We start from the raw sequence: 22,768 nt of genomic DNA on the forward strand, positions 1-22,768 counted from the left end.
CAGAGTTATCTTCCCCTTGGCTTTCCCTTTTATGACCGTCAGATATTTCCACCCCATTAACCCGGCGGCTACTCTCTGTGGAGCGGCTTTGTCTCAGGATTACGTCTCAGAAACTTATACCCGATGTAGAGAATAATAATCCAGATGGGTCCAATATACAGGGAGTAAACCATATCAGGAATATAAGCCATCAACACCACGACCATGGCCAGAAACGCCAGAGCAATATAGTTGGAAATGGGATAGAGAGGCATCTTGAATTGCAATTGATCCTCCCGCCCTTTTTCTGTTTCGACCTTTCTGAACCTAAGCTGGGTTACCAGGATCATGGCCCAGTTAAAGATCCCGGCAATGGTGGCGATAGAAATTAAATAGAGGAAAACCTTCCCGGGAACAAGGAAATTAAGGATAACCGCGATTAAGGTGACTGCAGAAGAGGCAAAAACCCCATTAATCGGTATGCCATTGCGGCTTACTTTGGTCAAAAACCTGGGAGCATTTCCTTGCAGGGCTAATCCGTGAAGCATACGTCCATTGCTGTAAATCCCGCTGTTATAAACGGAAAGAGCCGCTGTTAAAACAACAAAGTTTAAGATATGAGCGGCGGCGGGGATTCCGATGGCGGAGAAAATCTCCACGAAAGGGCTTCCTGATGTTCCGATTTGATTCCAGGGATAAAGAATCATGAGGATGGTCAAGGCACCGATATAGAAGATGAGAATCCGCCATACGACCTGGTTGATGGCTTTCGGAATAGAGCGCTTAGGATCGTCTGCCTCCGCCGCCGTAATCCCGATCAATTCAACTCCACCGAAGGAAAACATCACAATCACCAGGGATAGAAGCAATCCCCATACACCATTAGGCAAAAAGCCTCCATGGGCCCAAAGGTTGCTGAATCCTACAGCCCCTTGTTCCCCTAAGCCAAAGAAAATCATGACCAGGCCAAAAGCAATCATCGCCAGAATCGCGACAACCTTAATCAAGGCAAACCAGAATTCGAATTCCCCGAAGGCTTCCACATTGATCAGGTTGATCAATGTGATGATCACCAAGAAAGCCAAGGCCGTTACCCATTGGGGAACATTGGGATACCAAAAGTTGATATACACTCCCACAACCGTTAACTCAGCCATACTGACGGCTATGTAGTTAAACCAATAGTTCCACCCGGAAAAGAATCCGGGGAAGTCACCTAGATATTTATAGGCAAAGTATGAAAAAGCGCCGGCAACGGGCTGATCAACACACATCTCTCCTAATGCCCTGACAATAAAAAAAATGGCCGTGCCGCCCAGGAGGTAGGACACGATAATCGCCGGACCGACCAACTGAATCGTCGTCGCCGAACCATAAAACAATCCGGTTCCAATCGCACCACCGAGGGCGATCATCTGAATATGCCTGTTCTTGAGACCGCGGTGAAGTTCCACATGATGATCTTTTTCTGAACTCATTTTACATCCCCCTTCTTAAACACAGAGTGGAATCCAAGCTTATGTTAACCTTTATTTTGTTTTAAATACCCTTTTGATACACCTGAAGGGACTCAATGATTGAGCAATCTTAAAAGAATACCTTTGTTTTGTCCCGTATAAAAAAACAGGCCACAACAGCCGAAACTGTGTGACCCAGGAATTCCTCTACTTTTCATTTTGAATCATTGCTAAAATGGTGGCTTACCGAAACGCTTCGGGATGCAAGGTTTTGGCAATGGCTTCAAGACCATCAAGGCTTTGCAGCCCAGGCCATACCATAAGGCCGGAAAGAATGAGGAAATTATCCTCAGTGACCGCCGTTACCTTGACAAAATCGGCAGAATTTTTGATAGCGTCCTGCTTAGCCTGGCCGTCACCCGAGGTGAAATAGCTTGTGACAACCACATGCTGAGGATTTCGCATAATGATCTCTTCGGCGGACACCTCCGGATACTGTGTCATCAGTTCGGAAAAGATGTTCCTGCCCCCGGCCGTGGCAATCAGGTAATCCTCCAGTGTCGCACCGCCTGTGGTGTAATAGACTCCTTCGCCGATATCATCAAGGGTAAACACCGAGACCTCTTCCAGACCCGCAACCGCCTTCTTAACCGCATTTTCCCTGCTGCGGAGCTCCTCCACCAGGGAGGCAGCTCTGTCTTCAATATTAAAAATGATACCGATATTGGTGATGTCGTTATAGACATTTTCCAGTGTGGGCTGGTCCACTACCGTACCTTCGGAGGCATAGATGTTGATCTTATTGGCCTTGTAATCCCCAGGTTCCCCGCAATTGGCGGCACGGAAATTATAGGAGGTTCCCCATACGAAATCAGGACTTTGGGACAGAACCACTTCCAGGTTGGGCACACCGTACTGAGACAGCCTGGTGCTGTCGAACACGGGAAGACCGGCCACCTTTTCCCGATACTCCTCCGCCACTTCTTCAATCCGATTCATGCTGGGCGTCAGGGCGACGATTTTGTCTTCAATACCCAAGGCCACCATGATCTCCGCCTGGGAATAGCTGAGCACAACCACCCGCTCCGGCGCGGCTTCATAGGTGGAAGACATTCCGAAATTCTCCACCGTCACCGGATAATGGCCTTGTGCGCTATCCGCAGTTTCCGGTGCTTTAGAGGCCTGCTCCCCGGAATTTGACTCTGCCTTCTGGGCACAACCGACCAAAATCCCTGTCAAAACCAAGACGGCCAACATCATGGACATTACTTTTTTCATCTTCATTCTCCTCACTGTTGTTTATTTTTATCCTATATAGACAAAACACTTTTATATGGACGAAGCATCCCTTACCATAGGCGAAACATCTCTTGCCATAGACAAAACATTTCTTAACTAAAGACGAAGCATGGTTGACTTGGCCTGTTCACCTACCCTATAATGCGCGCCGGTACAGGATTCTGGCGGTGCCGTGTTCATCAGGAACGATGTCGGCATCAATCCGGAACACGTCGGCCAGCAGCTCCTTTGTGCATATTTCCGAGGGATGGCCCCAGGCCACAATCCTGCAGTCATGGAGTATATAAAGGCAATCGCAAAAGGCGCAAGCCAGATTCAGCTCGTGGAAGACGGCGAGGACGGTTTTGTTGAGGTTGCGGATGGTTTCCATCAGATGCCATTGGTAGTGAACATCCAAATGATTAGTGGGCTCATCCAGCAGCAATATATCCGCCCCCTGAACCAGGGAACGGGCAATCAGGACGCGTTGTTTTTCGCCGCCGGACAGGGTGGCAAAACTGCGGTTGGCCGCCTGGCTCATATTGACGTTTTTCAAGGCCTCCATAGCGAGCTTCTTGTCGTCGGAGGTGTCCCCTTCGAAGAACTTCCGGTGGGGAGACCGCCCCATCAGCACCATCTCCATAATGGTGTAGGGGAAATCGGAAGCGTTTTCCTGCCTGAGAACCGTGACCTCCCGGGCCGATTCCTTATAGCTGTAATTCTCAATCTGCCGGCCGTGGACAAAGACCGTGTTTTTATCCGGCGGCAGAGCCCGGTACACATGCTTGAGCAAGGTGGTTTTGCCGCTGCCGTTAGGGCCGATCAGCCCTACAAACTGGTTTTTTCTGACCGAGAGGTTGATTTGATCGAGTATTTTCCGGGAATGGATGGAATAGCTGAGATTTTTTACGTCGATGGCTGTCTGACCGTCAGCCACCTTCTGCCTGGTCTTCATACCTCTGTTCACCACCTCTATCTGGATTTTTTGGTCTGCTGGTAAAGCAGCATCACAAAGAAAGGTCCGCCGCAAAAAGCGGTTAAAATACCGATGGGCAGTTCTTGGGGGGCCATGACAAAACGCGCCAGCAAATCCATCCACACCAGGAACAGGCTTCCGATCAGAAAAGACAAAGGAAAGAGGCGGCGGTGGTTGGTGCCGAGGAGGAGCCTTACCACATGGGGAATGACAAAACCCACCAGGCCGATAATCCCGCAGGAGGATACGATCAGCCCTGTAACCAGGGCGATCACCAGGGTGGTCAGCAGCTTGACCCGCACCACATTGACTCCCAGGCCGATGGCCGTTTCGTCACCCAATGAAATCAGATTATAAGAGCGGGCGTTTCCCAGGAAGAAAAGCAGGCCGAGCACGCTGCCCAGAAGCGGAATGGCCACATTGTCCCACCGGGCGCCGGCCAGACTGCCCATCATCCACATGGTGATGCTTCGGGAGGTGTTGACCGCAGACATGGTGATGAAAAACTGGGAGATGGCATTGAGGATAATGGATATGGCCATTCCCGCCAGCACCAGCCGCGTGTTGTTGGAGGCCACACCCCCGGACATGCCCACCCCGTAGACAAGTGCCATAGATAAAGCCGCTCCCAGAAAAGCAAAGGTCTGCAGCAGCCCGGTCTGGGCAAAGGTCCCGCCGATGAAAAAACACAGGCTGACCGCTGCCGATGCCCCGCTGGAGACACCCAGTATGTAAGGGTCCGCCAGGACATTTTGGGTTATGGACTGCATGGCCGCACCGCAGATCGCCAGCCCTCCTCCGGCGGCAATGGCCAAAATGGCTCTCGGCAGACGCAGGTTCCAGACAATGTAGACTGCCGATTGGACATTGGCATCATCCTGGATTCCGAACAGCTTCATCTTCAGAATATCCAGCACGGTCCTTAAGGACAATTCCGCCGAACCAAAGGCCGTTGCCACTAAAATGCTGAACACCAGGGAAAGAAACACCAACACCGAGAGAAGAACGAGGCCGAACCTTACCCTGCCGATCAACGAGGAACTGCTTTCTTCGGTACTATGCAGAATCGGTCTGCTCAGCATAATCACCTCCTAACAGTTGTACAAAATAGGGACAGTTGGCCACTAATTGCTCATAGGTACCTGTGCCTTCGATTTGACCGTCCTTAATCACCACGATGCGGTCCGCGCTGCGGATGGTGGAGGCCCGGTGGGCGATAACAATGGTGGCCCTGCCTTTTTTTAAATTGTTGATGGCCTTATTGAGCTGCCGCTCGGTTTCCGAATCCAGATTGGCCGAGGCCTCGTCCAGAATCAGGAGGGGGGAGTCTTTTAAAAAGGCCTGGGCAATGGCCAGCCTTTGTTTTTCACCGCCGGAAAGCCGTGTGCCCCGTTCCCCAAGGACCGTGTGCCAGCCCTGAGGCAGCTTTTGAATAAAGCCTTCGGCAAGGGATTTTTTCAACGCCTCCTTCACCTCCTCCGGCGCAGCGTCATGTTTGGCCAGCAGCAGATTGTCCATGACACTGGCGTTAAACAGGTAGACCTCCTGGGGTACCACCGTGATGATCTCGCGCAGAGCCTCCAGGCGCAGGGTCCGGATATCGTGGCCGTTCATGGTGATCCGGCCCCCGTCCACATCCCAAAAGCGCTGCAGCAACCGGGCTATGGTGGTTTTTCCGCTGCCCGACGCCCCCACCAGGGCCACCGTTTCCCCCTTGCCCACAGAAAAGCTGATATCCCGGAACAGCACCTGGTTGGCCGTTTCCCCGTCCTGAGCGGGATAGGTGAAGGATACGGACTCCAAAGCGAGGGTGATATCCCCCTGTTGGCCCTTCTCCGTCCCCATGACCTGGAAAGCGCTGGCCTCCCCTTTGTCCTCCACCGTGCTTTCCATCTGGAACAATTCAAACAGGCGTTTCGCAGAGCCAAAGATCATACCGTAGTTTATGCTGGTCAGCAAGGCATCCTGCAAGGGGCCGAAAAATACCGAACATAAGATAAACACCGGCAACAGCCAAACCATATCGGCCGCCCCTTGCATAACCAGGAGGACCGCCAGGATCTGGCCGCAGAGGCTGCCGACTCCAATAATCATTTGGAAAAGACGGTTTTCATCCCCGCCCCGCAGAGCATAGGCCAGCTGTGCCCTATGGTAATCCCGGACCGATTGAGTAAAGCGCTGAAAAAATTGCCTTTGCCACTGGAAGGAAATGATGTCCTTGAGCCCTTGAACACCGTCCACTATGCGCGCATTCAGAATGGAGAAGTTTTCCCGCATGACATATCCCTGAGCGTTTGCTTTTTTAGCCGCTCTAACCGGGACACATATGAGCACAATCACAAAGGGGATCAAGCCAAGGGGCAGAAGCGGCGAGATCAGTCCCATGGCAATCAGGGCGGCCAGGGAGATGAGCACCGCCACGATGATCTGCCCCAGGGTATGGGCGTAAAACCATTCCAACTGCTCAATATCCTCAAGAACGATGCTTGTCAGCTCTCCGCTGTGGCGCCCTTCCAGGGCAGCCGGGGCGATAGCGTCGATCTTGTCATAGGCGGCATTGCGCAATTTCGTCAAAATCTTGTAGGTTGTATCGTGTGACACCAGGACATCCAGATAAGAAAAAAGTCCGGAAAGCACAACCAATAGTGAGACCCAAATGAACATCTGCCAGATATGATGGGTGTTTCCCATGATGGCGATGCTGATCATATAAGAGGTCAGGAGGCTGATGGCGATGGGGGTGAGTTTGAACAGCAGATTGCACAGGATGGAAACTACAATATACTTCCACAGCCCTTCAATGTATCTGCACAATTTCAAAGTGTAGCCCACTCGGCCCAGCCCGGATCGGATGTTATCCATGATGCGCTCCTTGCTAATTTTACTGACATTCCATCTGGGAGCCCATGAGCAGCCGGTAAGGGGCGGAGGCTTCCATCAGCTCTTCATGGGTTCCCGAATCGACGATTTTGCCCTGCTCCACAACGCAGATCTGCTCGGCCTGCATGATGGTGGACATTCTATGGGCGATCACCAGGGCCGTTTTCCCCTGCAACAGCTCATGGAAGCTCTGCTGTATCTCTATTTCGTTCCTCCGGTCAAGGGAAGAGGTGGCTTCATCAAAAATAAGGATGGGGGCGTTCTTCAGGAATGCTCTGGCGATGGCGATCCGTTGGCGTTCTCCCCCGGAGAACCGGGCGCCCTTTTCCCCCAACAAAGTATCATAACCTTTGGGCAGCTCCTGGATGAAATGATGAATGTTGGCTTTTTTCGCCGCTGCCACAACCTCCTCAAAGGTGGCGCTGTCCCGGCCGATCCGGATGTTGTCCAGCACGCTTCCGTAAAACAGATGACTGTCCTGCCAGACGGCGGAGATCAAACCCTGGATTTGCGCAACATTCTTTTCGCTGAGGACTTTATCTCCTATTTGGATGCGGCCGGACCCTACAGGATAAAAACCGGCCAGCAGGCTGGCTATGGTGGATTTCCCGCTGCCGGAAGGGCCCACAATCGCCATCATCGTTCCCTGGGGAACTGTAAATGAAATATCGTGCAGCACCTCTCCTTCCGCCTTCGGATAGGCAAAGCACACCTTGTGAAAGACAATGTCGCCGCCACATGATTCAGGCTTCAGAGCAGAGCCAGCCTGGACCTTTGGCAGCAGGGACAGCCGGACCGGCTCCTCCAGCAAAGCATGGATGGAATAGGAAGCGGTGATGCCCCGGTACCCCATATGCCAGGAGCTGCCCAGCTGCATCATCGGCGAAAAACAGGCGCTCACCAGGAACAAAGTGTAGACAAGATAGGCGGAGGCACCACCCCCTGCCGCAGCCTGCACGACGGCCACGGCGATGGAAAAGGCGCCGCCAAATCTGACCAGAAACTCCATAATCCCCGTTTCCAAAACCGTTATCCGCAATTGGGACATAATGTCCCGGCGCAGTTCTTCCCCTTTGGCGCGGATGTACTCTCCCCGTCTCCGGTTGGCATTAAAGGCCTTGAGGGTCACCATCCCCTGAATGCTGTCCAGACAGTCGGCATAATACACCGTATGAGCCTGCCATTCCTTTTCCCCCCGCTCTTTGGTCAGGGAATAAAATAGCATGGGGCAGACAAACAAGCCTATACAGGAGAGCAGGCAGATCAGGGCGGTCACTCTGTCCAGCCCCTGCAAAACCACCAGGATGAGGATGGCGTTGGCCGCCGTGGAAATACAGGTGGGCAGATACATGACATAGTAATTGCTCAGCCACTCCACCTTGTTGGAGATGGTATTGGCAATATCGCCGGTTCGCTTTTGGGCGGTATAAGCGGGGCCCAGCTGAAACAGCTTCAGCATCAGACCTTCCCGCAGCCGGGCTTTGATGCCAATGCTGCTTTGGTTGGCCAGATAGGTTTTTTGCTTAACCAGCACAAACCGCATCATCAGAAGGACGGCAATGACGATAAAGGGCTGCCCGATATGGCTGAAAAAAGGCAGGGGCCGGGCGCCGATCATCATCTCAATAGCAAAAGCCAGACATGCGGCAATGCCGGTTCCCATCAGTGTCACCAGCAATTCCAGAGCGCTTGCAGCCGCCACAAGGGAGCCGTTCCCCCTGGCGAATTGAATCAGGTTTTTGTTGATGAACATAAGGCAACTCCTTAGGGTTTTAGAGCAAATTCGGGTAAAAGGCGTTGATCATTTTTTTGATGGCCCGGGTGTTTTGGGCGCTGGGGAACACCTCCAGCAAGGACAATTTCAAAAACCGGTTGTTTCTGACCGCCGATGTGCCCTTCAATTCACTGCGTCTCCGCAGATAGGCGATCTTTTCCTCCGCCGTCATGCTGTCGTCATACTGATGGACGATGATAATTTCCGGGTCCCTTTTGGCGATTTCACGCCAATCCGTGGCAATGTATCCGGATTTTTTGTCATGAAAAATGTTCTTGCCGCCGGAAAGATGGATAAGGTCATTCTCCAGGGTGTCCCCGGCAGAGGTGTAGGGAGCCGCTTTGCCGCCGTCATAAACAAACACCCGCAAATCGTTTTCCACGGTCAGGCAGCGCCTCAGACAGGCAATCTCCCTTCGCCATTGTTCAACCAGTTGAACGGCTATATCCCCCACCCGGAACAATTTGCCCAGGTTCAGGATATCCCGGTAGGTGCTTTCCAGGGTTGCATGGGCGGGAACCGTCCCCTCGTGTATGTATATATTGATGTTGGGCTGCCTGCGTTTGAGGGTTTCCATATTGATGGTCTTTGTCGAGTAGAAAGAACCGATCACAAGATCCGCCTCTAAATGAATCAGCTCCTCAATGGTGGGCACCCCTTGGTCCTGATAAGTGAGAACAGGTATGGACTCCAGCAGATTCCTGTAGTGGGGCAGCACATTGGCCAGGGTGGTTTCCGCCGGCGCCACAGCGATCAGCGGCCCGGATACCCCCAGGGCGGCCAGCAGCTCCGCCGTTCCATAGGAAAGGGGCACCACCCGCTTGGGAGCTGCGGGAGAGGAGATGATCGTGCCCATATTGACCACTGAACGCTCCGAACAGCTGTACATGGAGGAGATTTCCTTGGACAGATGCAGGTGAAAAGGATCGATCTGTATTTCCTCCAACTTGCTGCGCAGGCGTTCCACATAAGCCCTGCCCACCATAATGCGTTCACCGTTGGACATAATGGCTTCCATTCTGTGGTTGTCGGCGTTTCTCACACAATGCAGATAGGCAAGATTGATCATGCAGTTCTTGCTGACCCGGACAAATACCGTGTTGTCCAGCATTTTCTCCAATTCCAGCAGGCTGCTTTTGCACAGGAAAACCCGGTGTTCATCGTAAAAAAAGGTCTTTTTGTCAACGCTGTCTATGTAGAGAACGCAGTCCAGGGGAATGTAAAAATGCTTGTCGTCGATATGCCCCTTGATGGAAAAGGAAAACTGGCGGATGTAATCTACCAGATATTTCAGCCGTTTGTCCAGGGAGCAGCAATTGATGATAACCTCTGTCTCCTTGATGTTCGGATTCTGGTTAATTGTGACTTTCATCCCTTAATACCTCTTTCAACACCTCTTTTATACTTGGTTGACTGCACTCCACGATGTCTGGATAATCGCCAGTTAGCCGAGGCTTACTCTTTGTTCTAATTATATTTCTTCCAGCTGGAAGATCAATTCTTTTTTGACCAACTGCCCTAATCCGGCACAGAACAACCAAAATCACTTGAGGGTATTGACGCCTGAAAATAAGTGGTATAAATTGGTGTTAGCCGACGCTAACTCAGCTGTCGAAATACACTACGAAGGGAGGTATACCCTGTGACTATCGCCATCATCAGTGAAAATCAGCCAAGCACTACCTCTATCAACAACAGCGATCATCATCGTATTTGCTAGTATGACAACGAATCGACTTGCCCTGGAAATGGTTCAGAGGTAAGGGCTTAGCCGGGGGTCACCTTCGCCGTGACCTCCGGTTAACTCTATATCTTTCCCAGGATATCAGTGTGTAAATTAACTATTGTGAGTTTATTCATATATACCCCTGCGTAAATCCGTCTCAAGGAGCGAGTTCATGAAGACCAATGATACCACAAAAAAGATTCATATCCTCTGCGTTCCCTTCACCTCCCTTACTATGCCTTCACTTGAGATCTCCACTCTGAAGGCTGTTTTAAAGGAGCATGATGTGGACGCCGAAATCCTGACCCCCTTTTATGACTATGCCTGTTCCCTAGGCGGGGATGTATACTGCCGCATTTCCGAGTCAATCGTCGGGCAGGCGATATTCTCCGCATTGCTGTTTCCCCACCACCAACCGGCTTTAGAGAAAGGAATCGGGGAACATATGCCCCCCGATGAATTCCGGCAGCATATACAGAACAGCGAATGCTTTTGCCGGGAGTATGCCGATGGATTGGCCGGCAAGCTGAAGGAAAGCGACATTGTTTTATTCCATCTGTACGTCAGCCAGCTCTTCCCTGCCCTCTATCTGGCCAAGCTGTTGTACGAAAAGCATGGTGTTCAAGTCTGGTTCAGCGGTCATCATTGCCAGGGACAATGCGGCGAAAGTCTGCAAGCGCTGTTTCCCTTTATCCGGCAGGTGATCGGCCGGGACCTGGAACACAGGGTATTGCAGCTGCTTGGCCAATCCGGCCTGGCGCAACCCCATCAGATGTGGGAATACCCGACTCCGGATTATGACGATTTTGGGGCGGCGATGAACAGGCTTCCGGCCGGATTCAAAAAGGAGCATGTGGGACACTTCTGGCTGCAGGTTGAGTTCAGCCGGGGATGCTGGTGGAATCAGTGTTCATTTTGCACCTTAAACTGCCAATGGTCATCCTTTGCCCACAAGAGTGTGGACGGGATCATCAGGGACTACAAATCCCTGCTCTCCACATACCAAACGACACAAATCCTGGTCAACGAATTCAACAGCGACGATCAGTGGGAAAACCTCATCCGGCGGCTCAACGAGGAATTCCCGGGAATGCGGGGCACCTACTACCTCTTGTTTAAAGTATCTGCCGTCAAAGAAGAACGGGCCATGCAGCTGCTGGCAGAAAACCATATCCCGATTCTAGTCGGAGTGGAGAGCTTTGCCAAAGACTATCTGCGCTTGATCAACAAAGGACACAGGGTGATCGAAAGCATCCAGCTCTTGAAGTTTGCGGAGCGGCATCATGTGAATTGCAGCTACAATATTATGTTTTCCCTGCCTTTTGAGCGGGAAGAGGATTATGACGAAACGAAAAGGGTCATTTCCTATATCAAGCATCTGGTTCCCCCCTTCGATCTGGAAGTGTTCCGGCTCACCTATGGTTCACCGATTTATAATAACCCGGACCGGTATGGAATTGAGAGGATGATGCTGCGGAAGGATTACGAGGGCCTGCTGCTTCCGGCGGAGATCCATGATCACTATACACCGTTTTTCTACGATTTCGACTCCGTCAACCCCGGGATTCGGGAGCGGGAAGCCCGTTGGCGGGAATTGATCCAAGGCTGGATCGACCTGTATTATGCAGATGCCAGAAAAGGGCAGTCCAAGCTGCATTGCCTTCTCTATAAGCGGCAATGGGACAATGTACTGGATATCTATGATGCCCGTGAAGGCAAAGGGTATCATGTGCACACTTTATGGGGAGTAGAGCGGGCCCTGTATGAATACTGCGACCAGGTTCGTGAATACCGCGACATTATAGAGCAATTCAGCACTGTGGAAGAATCCTGCCTGCAAACCCTGCTGGATGCCTTCGTATCCCAAAAACTAATGTTTAAGGAGGATGCCAACTACCTGAGTTTGGCTGTATAGATATGACTTATAATCCGCAAAGCGTACCAAGAATCACCCCCTCTTTCAGCAGAGTATCTTTGGGAAAGGGCCGTGTAGCCACCACTGTGAACGGTGAGTTTAAGCTTATCCAGTGCTCACCTTCCGCCCTTGATGCGGTGCTCGCTCTGATCGATGGCCAAAACACTTTTGAGCAGATTGAACAGAACCTGCAAAGCAAGTACCCCCTGGATGGAATTCGGACCTATTTATCCATACTGCTTCAAGAGCAGGTCATTGAAGAAGCTGCCGACAGCCCCCCCGGCAATCCGCATCCGTCAACCGTGCTTGTGGTGGGTGAGGGCAGAATGGCACAGATCTTGAAAGAGCAGGCCCCCCGGAGGAATATGAAGCTCCTCTCCTTCCCTGCTGAAAACGCCTCATCTCTCCCCGATATCCTCGATTTTGCAGCCGACCTTGCCGTCATAGCGCCTTCCGCCGCCCATTACGGCCAAATCTTCGAGCTGAACAGCGCATTTATCCAGAGGAATATCCCCTTTGTATCCTGCTACTACAATGGCAGCGCCGTGGTTGTCGGACCTTTTGTCATTCCGGGCAAAACCTCTTGCCTGGAATGCGCCGCCACTTACCACTTGGAGGAGCTCAACCGCAAATTGCGCCCCAGTCAACGGCTCCCCATCGCTGAAATTTCCGATCTGCAAATGGCCTACCCAATTCCTGATGCTTTCAAAGACTCATTATTGGAGTATTTGGGGGATATGATCCTGGAGGAGATCGGCCAATTTCTGAACGGCTCCCCTTCCCTTCATCTGCTGGATAGCGAAAAGCATTTCTTTTCCGGTCACTGCACCCCACAGGAAATCAAAACAGCCCCCACTACGGCCTGCCAATGCTGCCATGGTCTTAGCCGCACCTATATCAGGCAAGGCGAAACCAGCCTCCCGGGTTTTACGGAAGTTTTCTCGCCGGGCCACCGGCCGATCCGGTATACAACCGGAGGCTTCCGCTCCTGCAGCCCTGAAGATACACAGAACTTCATCCGGGAAGCCTTGAGGAAAACCGGGCTTGATATAAAGATCACGAGAGTGGAGAATAATCCCTTTGACCGTTTTCTGCCGGTCTTCCGCGGCAGCGTCAAGGCCAATCACCACAATCAAACCCCCTACTATTTCAAGGATTTGGTTGTACACGGCAAGGGCCTTCACGAAACACAGGCCTTCTTATCGGCATCCTATGAAATGGCGGAGCGTCTGAGTGCGAGTTTTTACGGCGACCTTCCCATCGTGGAAGCGCCCTACCGGGACATAAAAGAGCGGGCCATTGATTTGAAGGCCTATGTGGAGCGGATTGTCAACCAGGACACAAGTTACGAGACCTTCCGCGATGATCTCCCCATCGATTGGGTCTGCGCCAAGTCCCTGGTCAGCGGGGATAGCAAATTCGTACCCGCACACATGGTTTTCCTGGGAGATAATCGTTTCAAGGGGCAGCTCTTCAGCAACGGCTCATCGGGCCTGGCAGCGGGGGCAACCCTTGAGGATGCCATCCTGCAGGGATTGTTTGAGGTCATTGAACATGATGCCTGGATGATCGGGCAGGCCAACCGTTTCACATTGCCTCTGGTAGACCACGCCTCATCGGGCAATCAGCAGTTAAAAGACCTGATCCATGGGATTCATTCCCTGGGGTATCGTGTCATCACAAGGGATTACACAAACGACCTTGGCTTTCCGGTATTCCGGACATGGATCGTCAACCCCAACAGCTACACCCACTATGGGTTAAGTGGTTTTGGCGCATCCCTGTCTGCTGAAATCGCCCTGGAGCGCTCGGTGACCGAAGCCATCCAATCGTCGGATAATCGCTCCGTGGCACGTAAGACCTTTTTCGGCAGACACCGGGCCGCTCATCTCGCCGATGCCTCGGATTCCATTTACAGCCTGGACTACTTCCATCAGCGCGATATTCTGGGGCAGGGGGCAGTCAACAAGGTGCCGGACAGCTTGGCGATCAGGGATAAAAGCGTACGGGATCTCATCGATATGACCATTGAACAGCTCAGGAGCAACATGCCGGACTGCGATGTCCTCTATGTTGACTTGAGCCGGGAAGTGCTGAATATCCCGGCTGTGCGGGTGATTGTAACCGGTGACATCCAACTACTCAATTACCCCCTGGTGCTGGTAAGCCCCCGAACTTACCATTTCGGAACCGCTATGCAATATTCCCAATCTCCGGCCGCATACAAGGACCTCTACCTGGGCCGATATCCTCACTGAACGGGGAGGCAATGGTTGTGACTTTTGAATTTCCCACGGAAACAGCAGGGATCTATGGCAGCTTTGCGCCAGGCACCAAGACCCTGAAACTCCCTTCTCAAACAATGACCTTCCACCCTAGCTGGGAGGACGAGACCGGCAGACTGTACATCATCTTCTCCACGGAATGCAACCTGAGATGCGTCTATTGCTTTCAAAACGGCATGCGGCGTTCCAACGGGGATTTGGATATCGGACAACTGCATACCTATATCGGAGAACTGCAAAACGAGATCCAGGAAATCGTTCTGTTTGGAGGCGAGCCCTTGCTGCACAGCAATCTTGAAATTATCGCTTCTGTTTTGGAACGCTTCGACTATCTCCGCTTTATTATTTTTACCAACGGCAATTTTGACAGGGAGTATCTGGATTTAATCGATCGATACAGCTACACCATCGCCGGTATCACCATCTCCCTGGACGGTCCCCGGGAAATCCACAACCGCAGGCGTATAAACCCAAGGCGGGATTCCTATGCTGCCATTATGGAAAACCTGCTGGCCCTGGCCAAGCTTGGTGTCAATACCACGGTATCCATCAATGTTGACCGGTCCAATGCCGGGGCAATCCACCGGCTGTTCGACGATATCCTGAAATTCGCAAGCCTCCACACCATGAACTACATGCTCAATCCGGTAAAATATATCCAAAACGCCCTCACCTACCAGGATTTATTCGACCTGTATTTTTCCCTGAAATCCCGCTATCCACTGAAAATCTTCTTGAACAACCGGCTTATCGATAACTTATCCAGCCTGTTTGCCAACAAGCCCTTATCCAGAGCCCGCTGCAACCTGGCGAAAACCCTCGTTCTCAATATCCCCGAAGGCAGCATCTTCGCCTGCCCCCAAAACGCCGCTACCAAAATCGGGAGCATGACCCCACAGGGAATCACGGTTGATAAAACACCGATTGACCATTATCTCTCTCTGACCAGGTACAGCAATGCCAAATGCGGGGCCTGTGATCTGAATTATCTCTGTCCCTTCGGCTGCCCTTTCATTGAAACGGAATCGGATTGCCGTAACGTGGTGGAGCTCCTGCTGCAAAAGGCCCTGGATCATTTCGAGCTGCTGGTTGATGTAAAGGAGTTGGGTATGTAGCCAGCCTCGACAATAAAAAATCATCCCCATCAGGAAAGATGAGGATGATTTCATTGCCTAAATACCGAATTCTTTGGCATAGGTTACAGCGCCTCTGATCGGTTGAGCCTTCTCCTGCAATTGTATGGCCATAAAGTTTTCCTCAGGCATTCCGTCAGGAACCTCAATCCCTAATCCTTGAGCGGGAATATAGCCTGAACGGGGATAGTATTTCTCACTCCCCAATACAAGGGCATACTGGTATCCTAATTCTCTGGCAGCCTTGTGCCCCTCTGCGATAAGTGCGGTGCCAACTCCCTGTTTTTGATACTCAGGCAATACGGATAAAGGCGCTAACACAAGCACTGTATTCTGACCCACTTTCCCTTCAGTGAACATAATATGCCCGGCGATTTGGCCATCAATCTCCGCGACTAAGGATAACTCCGGCACAAAGGACTCGCCCTTTCTTAAAGCAGCCACTAAATTCTGCTCGTTCCCATCGCTGTGTTCTATGGTTGAAAAAGCTGTTTTTACAAGCTCATATACCTGATCATGGTCTTCCTTTGTTTCTTGTCTTATCAGCATTGGCTTTGCTCCTTTTTTCTTGCAGGACCACTCATCCCAACACACAACCCTACCGTCTATAACTATACCTGAAAACATGCATAAAGCCAGCTGCTTTCAATAATGCTATGAGGGTCGTTACCCGGCCATCACTTGAAAACCTGGCTGCTTCCTAACGCTGTTACTCTGTTTTTCCCTGCGTTCTTTGAAGCGTACAGGTTTTCATCTGCTTCAGCGATAATAGCATCGATGGTCATTCCGGCCATTTTTCTAGTTGAAAACTCTGCGACTCCCACGCTGAATGTAGGTGAAAAGCCGAGTTCGTTCATACAGGCAGTGCGAAATGAAGTTGAAATTCGCTGCAGAGCTTTGATTACAAGCCGGGAAACCATACCAGGAAAGATCAGCATAAACTCTTCACCGCCAAACCTTCCTACGATGTCCTGTTTGCGTGTGTTTGTGAAGGCTACGGAGCAGAACAGGTTGAGAACCCTGTCCCCTGTCAAATGACCATACCGATCATTTACTAATTTAAAATCGTCAATGTCGATCATGGCCACTGTCAGACCCTCCTTCCCGGTCGTGAGATTCTTTAGTGAGTTAATAAGAGCATATTTATTCATTGCTCCTGTCGCAGCATCCAGCGAAAGCAGGTTTTTGAGCAATTCTTCATATTCCATTTGGGTTGTGATATCTACGAAAGACAGGATGCCAAGCACTTCATCATCTGTTTCAACACGTGATGCGCTTACCTTAAACCACTTCTTCCGATTGGTCCCATCAATTATGAAATCGTGTTCGACAACCGTTTCCAGGATATTGGCGCCTTCCTTCATGGCGGTACTGAGAACCTTGCGCAGGCCGCAGTTATTGCAGTGGTCGCCCTCTCCACAGCTTTTCCCGGTCAAATATATATCAGAACATTTGAATGCGTTACCGAGCATGCGCTCATGAAAGTCCTGGGGATCAATATTGAAGGTTGCAAGCATATAGTTATTAATTCTTTTTAAAGAGGTATCTTCGTTCACAACGACCAGCCCGATCGGACTGTTCTCAAACACCACCCGAAACAAATGGGGTGAAATATTATCGTTGAGCATTTTATAGTTCACTCCTTTTTGAGCTCAAGCTTGCCGATGGCGCTTCCCTAATGGCATCTCTTCTATTCAAAAAAGCGGCGGTGGGATTTTATGCTTCCCGCCGCCGGTTCCTTTTCGGATTATTTCCGGGTTCTCTCTCTGGAGTATTGCTTACGCAGGAGGAAATCGGCGGCGAAGCGAGCTGCAAATACTACGGAGTGATTATCTCCTGTGCCACCAATCGTATCAGTGAAATAGTGTAGATGAGGCCCGCCTCCCCAATACTGAAGAAGGTCTGCTTCTCTTGGGCATAATCGGTTTCCGTTATGATATATTGCGCCCCCTCCGGCAGGCCGGCAATCATGATGCTCTGATTTCCATTAACTATATCATAGCTTGCTGAACATATTCTGAACATGTAATAACAGAGGGGTTTGCTTCCCAGTGAGAAGCAAACCCCTCGATAAGATTAGTCAAGAAATCGCTAAAATGGCCTTATAATTCCCATAAGCTGTTGAACAATTCCTGCCTAGATGTGACGAGCACTGGAATTATCTTTCCCTTCTTTTTGGCGTATGCGGAGCGTCCATGATTCGCTATCTTTCGTAGACTCCATACTTCAGGATATCCACATACTTTGCAAACAGCTCGGCATAGCGTACGATATTCTTATCGATCTCATCCTTGATAATGGTGTTCAGATCCTTGCCCTTTAAATCATTGGTGATTAGCTGGCCCACATAATAGGAAACCATATGCAGCAGATCGTCCACCAGGTGAATATCAATGCCCGGTCGGAAACCCTCGTTGTTCATATGTCGGAACAGATTGTCGTGAGCTTGGTTATGCCTGGCGTCGATCTCTTCTTTAAGTTCCGCCGGCGTATTGACAAAGGCCTGCAGCATAAATAAAAAGATCTCCGGTTTTTTCTGCATTAATTCTTTATAGTACTCACCCAGATTATCAAAGACATTGATGTTGATAACCGGGCCGCCCGCGTATTCCTCAAAATAATCCTGGATAAAAAACTTCATGATATGCTCGACAAGATAAAGATAGAGATTCTTTTTATTTTTAAAGTAGAGGAACAGCACACCTTTGGAAATTCCCAGCCGTTTGACAATGGTATTGGTGGAAGCGTTTTGATAGCCGTTTTCAATAAATTCTTCGATACAAACCTGGATAATTTGCTCCTTTTTACCGTCCGGCAGCTTCTCGAAGGTTTCGTACATGAGTTCAGCTTTCCTTTCTGTCAGCGATTCATTTCGTCCATTTTATCATAATTTGTGCTTATTGTAATGGACTCAGGATTCGCGTTCCTTCCTCGATGCTGTTATCGGGGGCGGACAATACCGTCTCTCCCTCCTGCAGTCCCTCCGTGATTTCGCACAAGGACCCATTTTGAATTCCCCTTTGCACCGTCCGCAGGACAGCCTTTCCCTCTTCGACGGTGAAGACGCAGCTCTGACCCCGGTAGTCGAATACGGCGCCGGCGGGCACAATAACCACGCCGCTCTTTGTTTCGGTAATGACCCTGACGTCCACCTCAGACCCCGGCAGCAAAGCAACCTTGGCATCGAGAGGCTTGATGGTTATGGTGACCTTCTTCTGCTTGACGCCAAGAGAGGATACTTCATCCTCGGCTGTGGGTGCGATCTTGACCACGGTTCCCGCCAGTGCCTGCTGCTCTTTCGTGCGGACGGTAAGGGTAGCTTTGTTTCCAACTTGGATCCTGGCGGCATCTTCAGCCAGGATTTTGGTTTGGATCTCCAGGTTTTCCGTATCGCCGATGGCAAAGGCCACTGTTCCAGGCACGCCAAAGGCATTGACTTCGACCCTTTTTTGCAGAATTGTGCCCTTGAGCGGCGCCAGGACCTGCTGCTTGCTCAGGGCCAGGGAGCTGTTGGCCACGCTCAGTTCAGCCTGTTCCAGCTCCGCCTGATTGCCGGAGCGGACTGCGTCGGCACTCCTTAAGGCAGCTTCCTTCTGGGTCAGCTCCCACTCACTGGCTGCTCCTGCCTCGGCCAGGGACTTGGTGTTGTCATAATCCTTCAGCGCCATGGTATAGGCTTCTTCTCCGGCAGCAGATTGGGCTTTGGCTTGATTCAGCAGCTCTGCCGCATTTTTCAGGGAAATTTCCAACTGCTCCCGATCCATGCTCAGAAGCAGATCTCCTTTTTGGACCTGCTGACCTGTTTCGACGGCAATGCGCTTGATCAGCCCGCTTCCTTCCAGATAAACCGTCGCGGAGTCGCTGCACTTCACTTCGCCGGTCTCTTCTACATATTTTTGGATATCGCCGAGCTTGACGGGTGCTGCTTCCGCCGGCGTGCCCCGATTGGAGAGGGTCCAGCCCAGGCCTGCCGCCAGCACGAGCAGGATACCGATTACCCAGAGCAGCTTTTTAGTCAATCTCATGTTCCGTTTATCCTTCTTCACTTTCTGCAAATCTGTTGGGATGTTCATCTTTTTCAACCTCCTTATCTCGTTGGCACCTTCATTCGGCACTTTTCAGGGATTCGACCATATCGATGGCGGTTACTTTGTTTCTGAGCAGCCAATTGGCGATTGCCGTGAAGGCGATAATCAGGGCGGCAGCGAGCAGGTAATTGGCCGGCTCCATCACCACCGGCAGCTGCATGGTCTCCGTGGCCTGGGTATCGATGGCCACCTCGGCAATAAACCTGCCCAGAGGGGCGCCGATCAGTATGCCGAAGGCGCTGATAAAGAAATTCTCATTGAATACCAGGCTCTTCAGTTCTGCGGAGGTGAAGCCGAGTACGGAAAGTGTGGCAATCTCTCTCCGACGTTCAAAAATATTGATATTCGTAATGTTGTAGATCACGGCGATGGTTAATATACTAGCCCCGAACAGCATGAAAAAGATGATACTGTTCATGGATTGGAGCTGCTTGTTGGTATTGGCGACCACTTCCGCTTTGGACTGGATCGTATTGATCGTCAAAATATCTTCCAGTTTTGCCGTCACTTCTTTTTCATATTGCCTATCGTCCAGCTTAATATGGGCCCCATTAACCACCGCGCCTTCATCCAGCAGATAATCGATATAATCCATACTGCAAACCGCGCTCTGTCCGATAAACTGCGACGTTTCACCCTTCACAACCACCGTTTTTTTATCCCTGTCCGTGTTCTTGCCCGGATAATAAGAGCGAAGTGTCACCCGGTCGCCCGTCTGCAGACCCAGAGTTTCCATGAGCCGGGCCGGCAGGAGGACCCCGTCCGACGGCAGAATCGCCGCCTTCCCCTTCCGGTCATAGACACCGTATAATTGGGCTTCCCGGTCCAGCGCCAGGACGCCAATATCTTTCTTCTTCCAGCCATGGCTAAGTTCCATGCCGGTCTCCAGTACCGGTTCAACGGACTTTACGTGAGCCAGACTTCTGATAGTGCTGAGTTCATCGGCAGCCAGCATTTGTGTAAAATTGATTTTCAGATCAAACTTCTGAATTTCTTCATACTGCACGGCCATCAGATTGCCCATGGAGCTCCGGAAGGCCAGGGCGATGAGCAATAAGGCCATGGAAAAGATGACCCCGACGGAGGCCATAGCCGAGCGCCGCTTATACCTAAACAGGTTGCGGAAGATGATCTTCCAGCTGAAATTAAGGCGCTGCCAAAAGAAGCCGAAGTTTTCCAGCAGCGTCTTTTTGCCGGAAGCGGGCGGTTTCGGCCGCATGGACTCCGCCGGTACCAGGCGCAGCTCCTTGCGGCAGGCATTATATCCGGCGAATACGCAGAAGAACAAGGCTGTAAGCGAAGCCGGCACCACCATGACCAGCTGAACGGACGAATTCTCCGTCGGCAGATTGTAAAAGCTGTTGAATATGCCGAGCAGAGCTTCGCCGATGAAAAATAACCCGATCAGGGAGCCCAGAATGCTCCCCAGGATCCCCACCAGCAGCGGATAGGTCTGGTAGTGCAGCATAATGTCCCAATCGCTGTAACCCAGCGCCTTGAATACGCCCATCAGTGTCCGCTGGTTTTCTATCATGCGGGTCATGGTAATATAGATGATGACCGCAGAGGCGATAAAGAACAGCATAGGGAAAATCGCCGCCATGGATTGCAGTCCTGTTTCATCCGAGTGAAACATGCTGTAGCTGATCTGATCTTTTTTCTCGACAGTGCTTACCAGGCCGTAAGGAGCCAGAATCTTTTCCAGCTCCGCCTTAACCTTTTTGCTGTCGCCATCTTTGGCCAGGAGGACGCTGATATCGTTTACCGAGCCTTTGTAATCGAGGATGGTCTGCAAATAGGAGGCTTTGACATAAACAACGCCGAACTTTTCATGATCGGGGAACACCTCCGTGGCATCGCGGATTTCATACATGTATTCAGGGCCTTTGACCGTTCCTACAATTGTAAGCTTCACCCGTTCCCCGTTGACAATGGGCTCGATGGTCTGGCCGATCACCAGATGATTGGCCTTGAAGAAGTCTTCGGATACAAGGCATTGGTTTGCTGCATCGGCCGAAAAATAGCTGCCTGCTTTGAGCATGATGTCGTTGATGACAGCCCGTTTTTGGTCGGGCAGGGAAATCAGTCTGATTATAGCGTTCTTGTCTTCCCCAAAGATCCGGGCATCCTGCAAGACCCTTCCCTCCGCCATCTTGACTCCGGGAATCGCCCGGACCCGCTCGACCACCCCCTCCGGCGCCCGGTAAACCGTACTCGATAAATCGGCCAGCCTGTATTCTGTGAAGTACTTCTGCCCCGCTCCGGAAAAGATGTCCAGGGCCGAATACAGGCCGGTATAGAACATGACCCCGATGATCACCACCGCCAGGACCGATATGAACTGCCCTTTGGCCTCCTTCAGATCCCGCAGGGATTTTTTCAGGAAGATCAGCATTACCATTCAATCCTTTCAATGGGCAGAGGATTGCGGTTGATTTCCACGGCTTCCACTCTGCCGTTTTTTATTTTGATCACCTTATCCGCCATCTGGGCAATGGAACTGTTGTGGGTAATGATCATCACCGTTTTCTGAAAATCGCGGCTCACATCGTGGAGCAGTTTGAGAATCGCTTTGCCGGTGACATAGTCCAGCGCACCCGTCGGTTCGTCACATAAAAGCAAGGTGGGATTTTTGGCCACCGCTCTGGCGATGGAGACGCGCTGCTGCTCTCCACCGGAAAGCTGGGCCGGGAAATTTTGCATCCGTTCCCCGAGACCGACGCTTTCCAGAATCGCGGCGGCCTGCAGCGGCTCGTCGCAGATCTGTGCCGCGATCTCGACGTTTTCCAGGGCCGTAAGATTGGGCATCAGATTATAGAATTGAAAAATAAAGCCAATGCACTTTCTCCGGTATAAGGTCAGCTCGTTGCGGTTGAACTGCGTTATATCCTGGCCGTTGACCACCACCTCGCCGGAGGTGGCGCTGTCCATACCGCCTAAAATATTGAGCACGGTGCTTTTGCCTGCGCCGCTGGGCCCGAGAACCACCACCAGTTCGCCCTGCCCGACCTCAAAAGAAATTCCGTCCGCAGCTCTGATCCTGATTTCACCCATGATATATTCTTTTACTACCTCCGTAAGCCTGATCATCGGTTCCATTTCCCGCCCTCCTCTATGGAAACATTCTGTTTTGCTGGATTCAGCCCAGCAGCAAAAGTTAGTTTCTTCGAACTTTTGGCCCTATGATTATTGTAAGAGATCTTTTTCCGCTTGTAAATGACCATATGGTCATTATTTAATTATTTTTTAGCTGCATGCGTTATGGCGCATTTCGGGG

General features: G+C 51.2%; 17 protein-coding genes. 4 read left to right on the forward strand and 13 right to left on the reverse strand.

Annotated elements, in window-relative coordinates; translation table 11 throughout:
• Positions 1-68: 68 nt before the first annotated feature.
• From BUA14_RS20200 to BUA14_RS20230, 7 genes are all read right to left on the reverse strand, one after another.
• On the reverse strand, positions 69-1,457 hold the full coding sequence (locus BUA14_RS20200; protein WP_072774247.1) for an amino acid permease: 1,389 nt from the start codon (positions 1,455-1,457) through the stop codon (positions 69-71).
• A gap of 222 nt (positions 1,458-1,679) precedes the next feature.
• Complete coding sequence (locus BUA14_RS20205) at positions 1,680-2,714, reverse strand: ABC transporter substrate-binding protein (RefSeq protein WP_072774248.1); 1,035 nt, start codon at positions 2,712-2,714, stop codon at positions 1,680-1,682.
• A 157-nt stretch (positions 2,715-2,871) separates the two neighbouring features.
• Positions 2,872-3,669, reverse strand: coding sequence for an ABC transporter ATP-binding protein (locus tag BUA14_RS20210; RefSeq protein WP_072774249.1), 798 nt, complete (start codon positions 3,667-3,669; stop codon positions 2,872-2,874).
• 17 nt (positions 3,670-3,686) lie between these two features.
• On the reverse strand, positions 3,687-4,772 hold the full coding sequence (locus BUA14_RS20215) for a FecCD family ABC transporter permease (RefSeq protein ID WP_084078744.1): 1,086 nt from the start codon (positions 4,770-4,772) through the stop codon (positions 3,687-3,689).
• Positions 4,747-6,552 (reverse strand): ABC transporter ATP-binding protein, encoded by a 1,806-nt coding sequence (locus BUA14_RS20220; protein ID WP_084078746.1) that lies wholly within the window; start codon positions 6,550-6,552, stop codon positions 4,747-4,749. Before BUA14_RS20220 ends, BUA14_RS20215 begins: the two co-directional genes overlap by 26 nt.
• A gap of 19 nt (positions 6,553-6,571) precedes the next feature.
• A complete protein-coding gene (locus tag BUA14_RS20225; protein ID WP_072774250.1) occupies positions 6,572-8,323 on the reverse strand; it encodes an ABC transporter ATP-binding protein/permease in 1,752 nt (583 codons plus the stop codon).
• 19 nt (positions 8,324-8,342) lie between these two features.
• Positions 8,343-9,716, reverse strand: coding sequence for an ABC transporter substrate-binding protein (locus BUA14_RS20230; protein ID WP_072774251.1), 1,374 nt, complete (start codon positions 9,714-9,716; stop codon positions 8,343-8,345).
• A 526-nt stretch (positions 9,717-10,242) separates the two neighbouring features.
• Between BUA14_RS20230 and BUA14_RS20235 the strand changes: the two genes are divergently transcribed.
• Genes BUA14_RS20235 through BUA14_RS20245 form a run of 3 tightly spaced genes read left to right on the forward strand, consistent with a single transcriptional unit; the run spans position 10,243 to position 15,385 of the window.
• Complete coding sequence (locus tag BUA14_RS20235; protein WP_072774252.1) at positions 10,243-11,985, forward strand: radical SAM protein; 1,743 nt, start codon at positions 10,243-10,245, stop codon at positions 11,983-11,985.
• 59 nt (positions 11,986-12,044) lie between these two features.
• Positions 12,045-14,243: a YcaO-like family protein gene (locus BUA14_RS20240; protein ID WP_207649558.1), complete on the forward strand. Its 2,199-nt coding sequence runs from the start codon at positions 12,045-12,047 to the stop codon at positions 14,241-14,243.
• A 17-nt stretch (positions 14,244-14,260) separates the two neighbouring features.
• Entirely contained in the window at positions 14,261-15,385 is a 1,125-nt protein-coding gene (locus BUA14_RS20245) for a radical SAM protein (RefSeq protein ID WP_072774254.1), read from the forward strand.
• A gap of 57 nt (positions 15,386-15,442) precedes the next feature.
• Here BUA14_RS20245 and BUA14_RS20250 read toward each other — a convergent pair whose 3' ends face one another.
• Both BUA14_RS20250 and BUA14_RS20255 read right to left on the reverse strand, forming a co-directional pair.
• On the reverse strand, positions 15,443-15,952 hold the full coding sequence (locus tag BUA14_RS20250; protein WP_072774255.1) for a GNAT family N-acetyltransferase: 510 nt from the start codon (positions 15,950-15,952) through the stop codon (positions 15,443-15,445).
• 128 nt (positions 15,953-16,080) lie between these two features.
• Positions 16,081-17,031, reverse strand: a complete 951-nt coding sequence (locus tag BUA14_RS20255; protein ID WP_072774256.1) for a sensor domain-containing diguanylate cyclase — start codon at positions 17,029-17,031, stop codon at positions 16,081-16,083.
• A 50-nt stretch (positions 17,032-17,081) separates the two neighbouring features.
• Between BUA14_RS20255 and BUA14_RS28310 the strand changes: the two genes are divergently transcribed.
• Complete coding sequence (locus BUA14_RS28310) at positions 17,082-17,273, forward strand: hypothetical protein (RefSeq protein ID WP_072774257.1); 192 nt, start codon at positions 17,082-17,084, stop codon at positions 17,271-17,273.
• Positions 17,274-17,606: 333 nt separating this feature from the next.
• Here BUA14_RS28310 and BUA14_RS20265 read toward each other — a convergent pair whose 3' ends face one another.
• Genes BUA14_RS20265 through BUA14_RS20280 form a run of 4 tightly spaced genes read right to left on the reverse strand, consistent with a single transcriptional unit; the run spans position 17,607 to position 22,590 of the window.
• Positions 17,607-18,242, reverse strand: coding sequence for a TetR/AcrR family transcriptional regulator (locus BUA14_RS20265; protein WP_072774258.1), 636 nt, complete (start codon positions 18,240-18,242; stop codon positions 17,607-17,609).
• A 58-nt stretch (positions 18,243-18,300) separates the two neighbouring features.
• Complete coding sequence (locus tag BUA14_RS20270) at positions 18,301-19,476, reverse strand: efflux RND transporter periplasmic adaptor subunit (RefSeq protein WP_072774259.1); 1,176 nt, start codon at positions 19,474-19,476, stop codon at positions 18,301-18,303.
• Positions 19,477-19,507: 31 nt separating this feature from the next.
• A complete protein-coding gene (locus BUA14_RS20275; RefSeq protein ID WP_072774260.1) occupies positions 19,508-21,886 on the reverse strand; it encodes an ABC transporter permease in 2,379 nt (792 codons plus the stop codon).
• Entirely contained in the window at positions 21,886-22,590 is a 705-nt protein-coding gene (locus BUA14_RS20280; RefSeq protein ID WP_072774261.1) for an ABC transporter ATP-binding protein, read from the reverse strand. Before BUA14_RS20280 ends, BUA14_RS20275 begins: the two co-directional genes overlap by 1 nt.
• Between the last annotated feature and the right edge of the window lie 178 nt (positions 22,591-22,768).

The sequence above is a fragment of the Desulfitobacterium chlororespirans DSM 11544 genome (assembly GCF_900143285.1).
In the GTDB taxonomy this organism is placed as follows: Bacteria; Bacillota; Desulfitobacteriia; order Desulfitobacteriales; family Desulfitobacteriaceae; genus Desulfitobacterium; species Desulfitobacterium chlororespirans.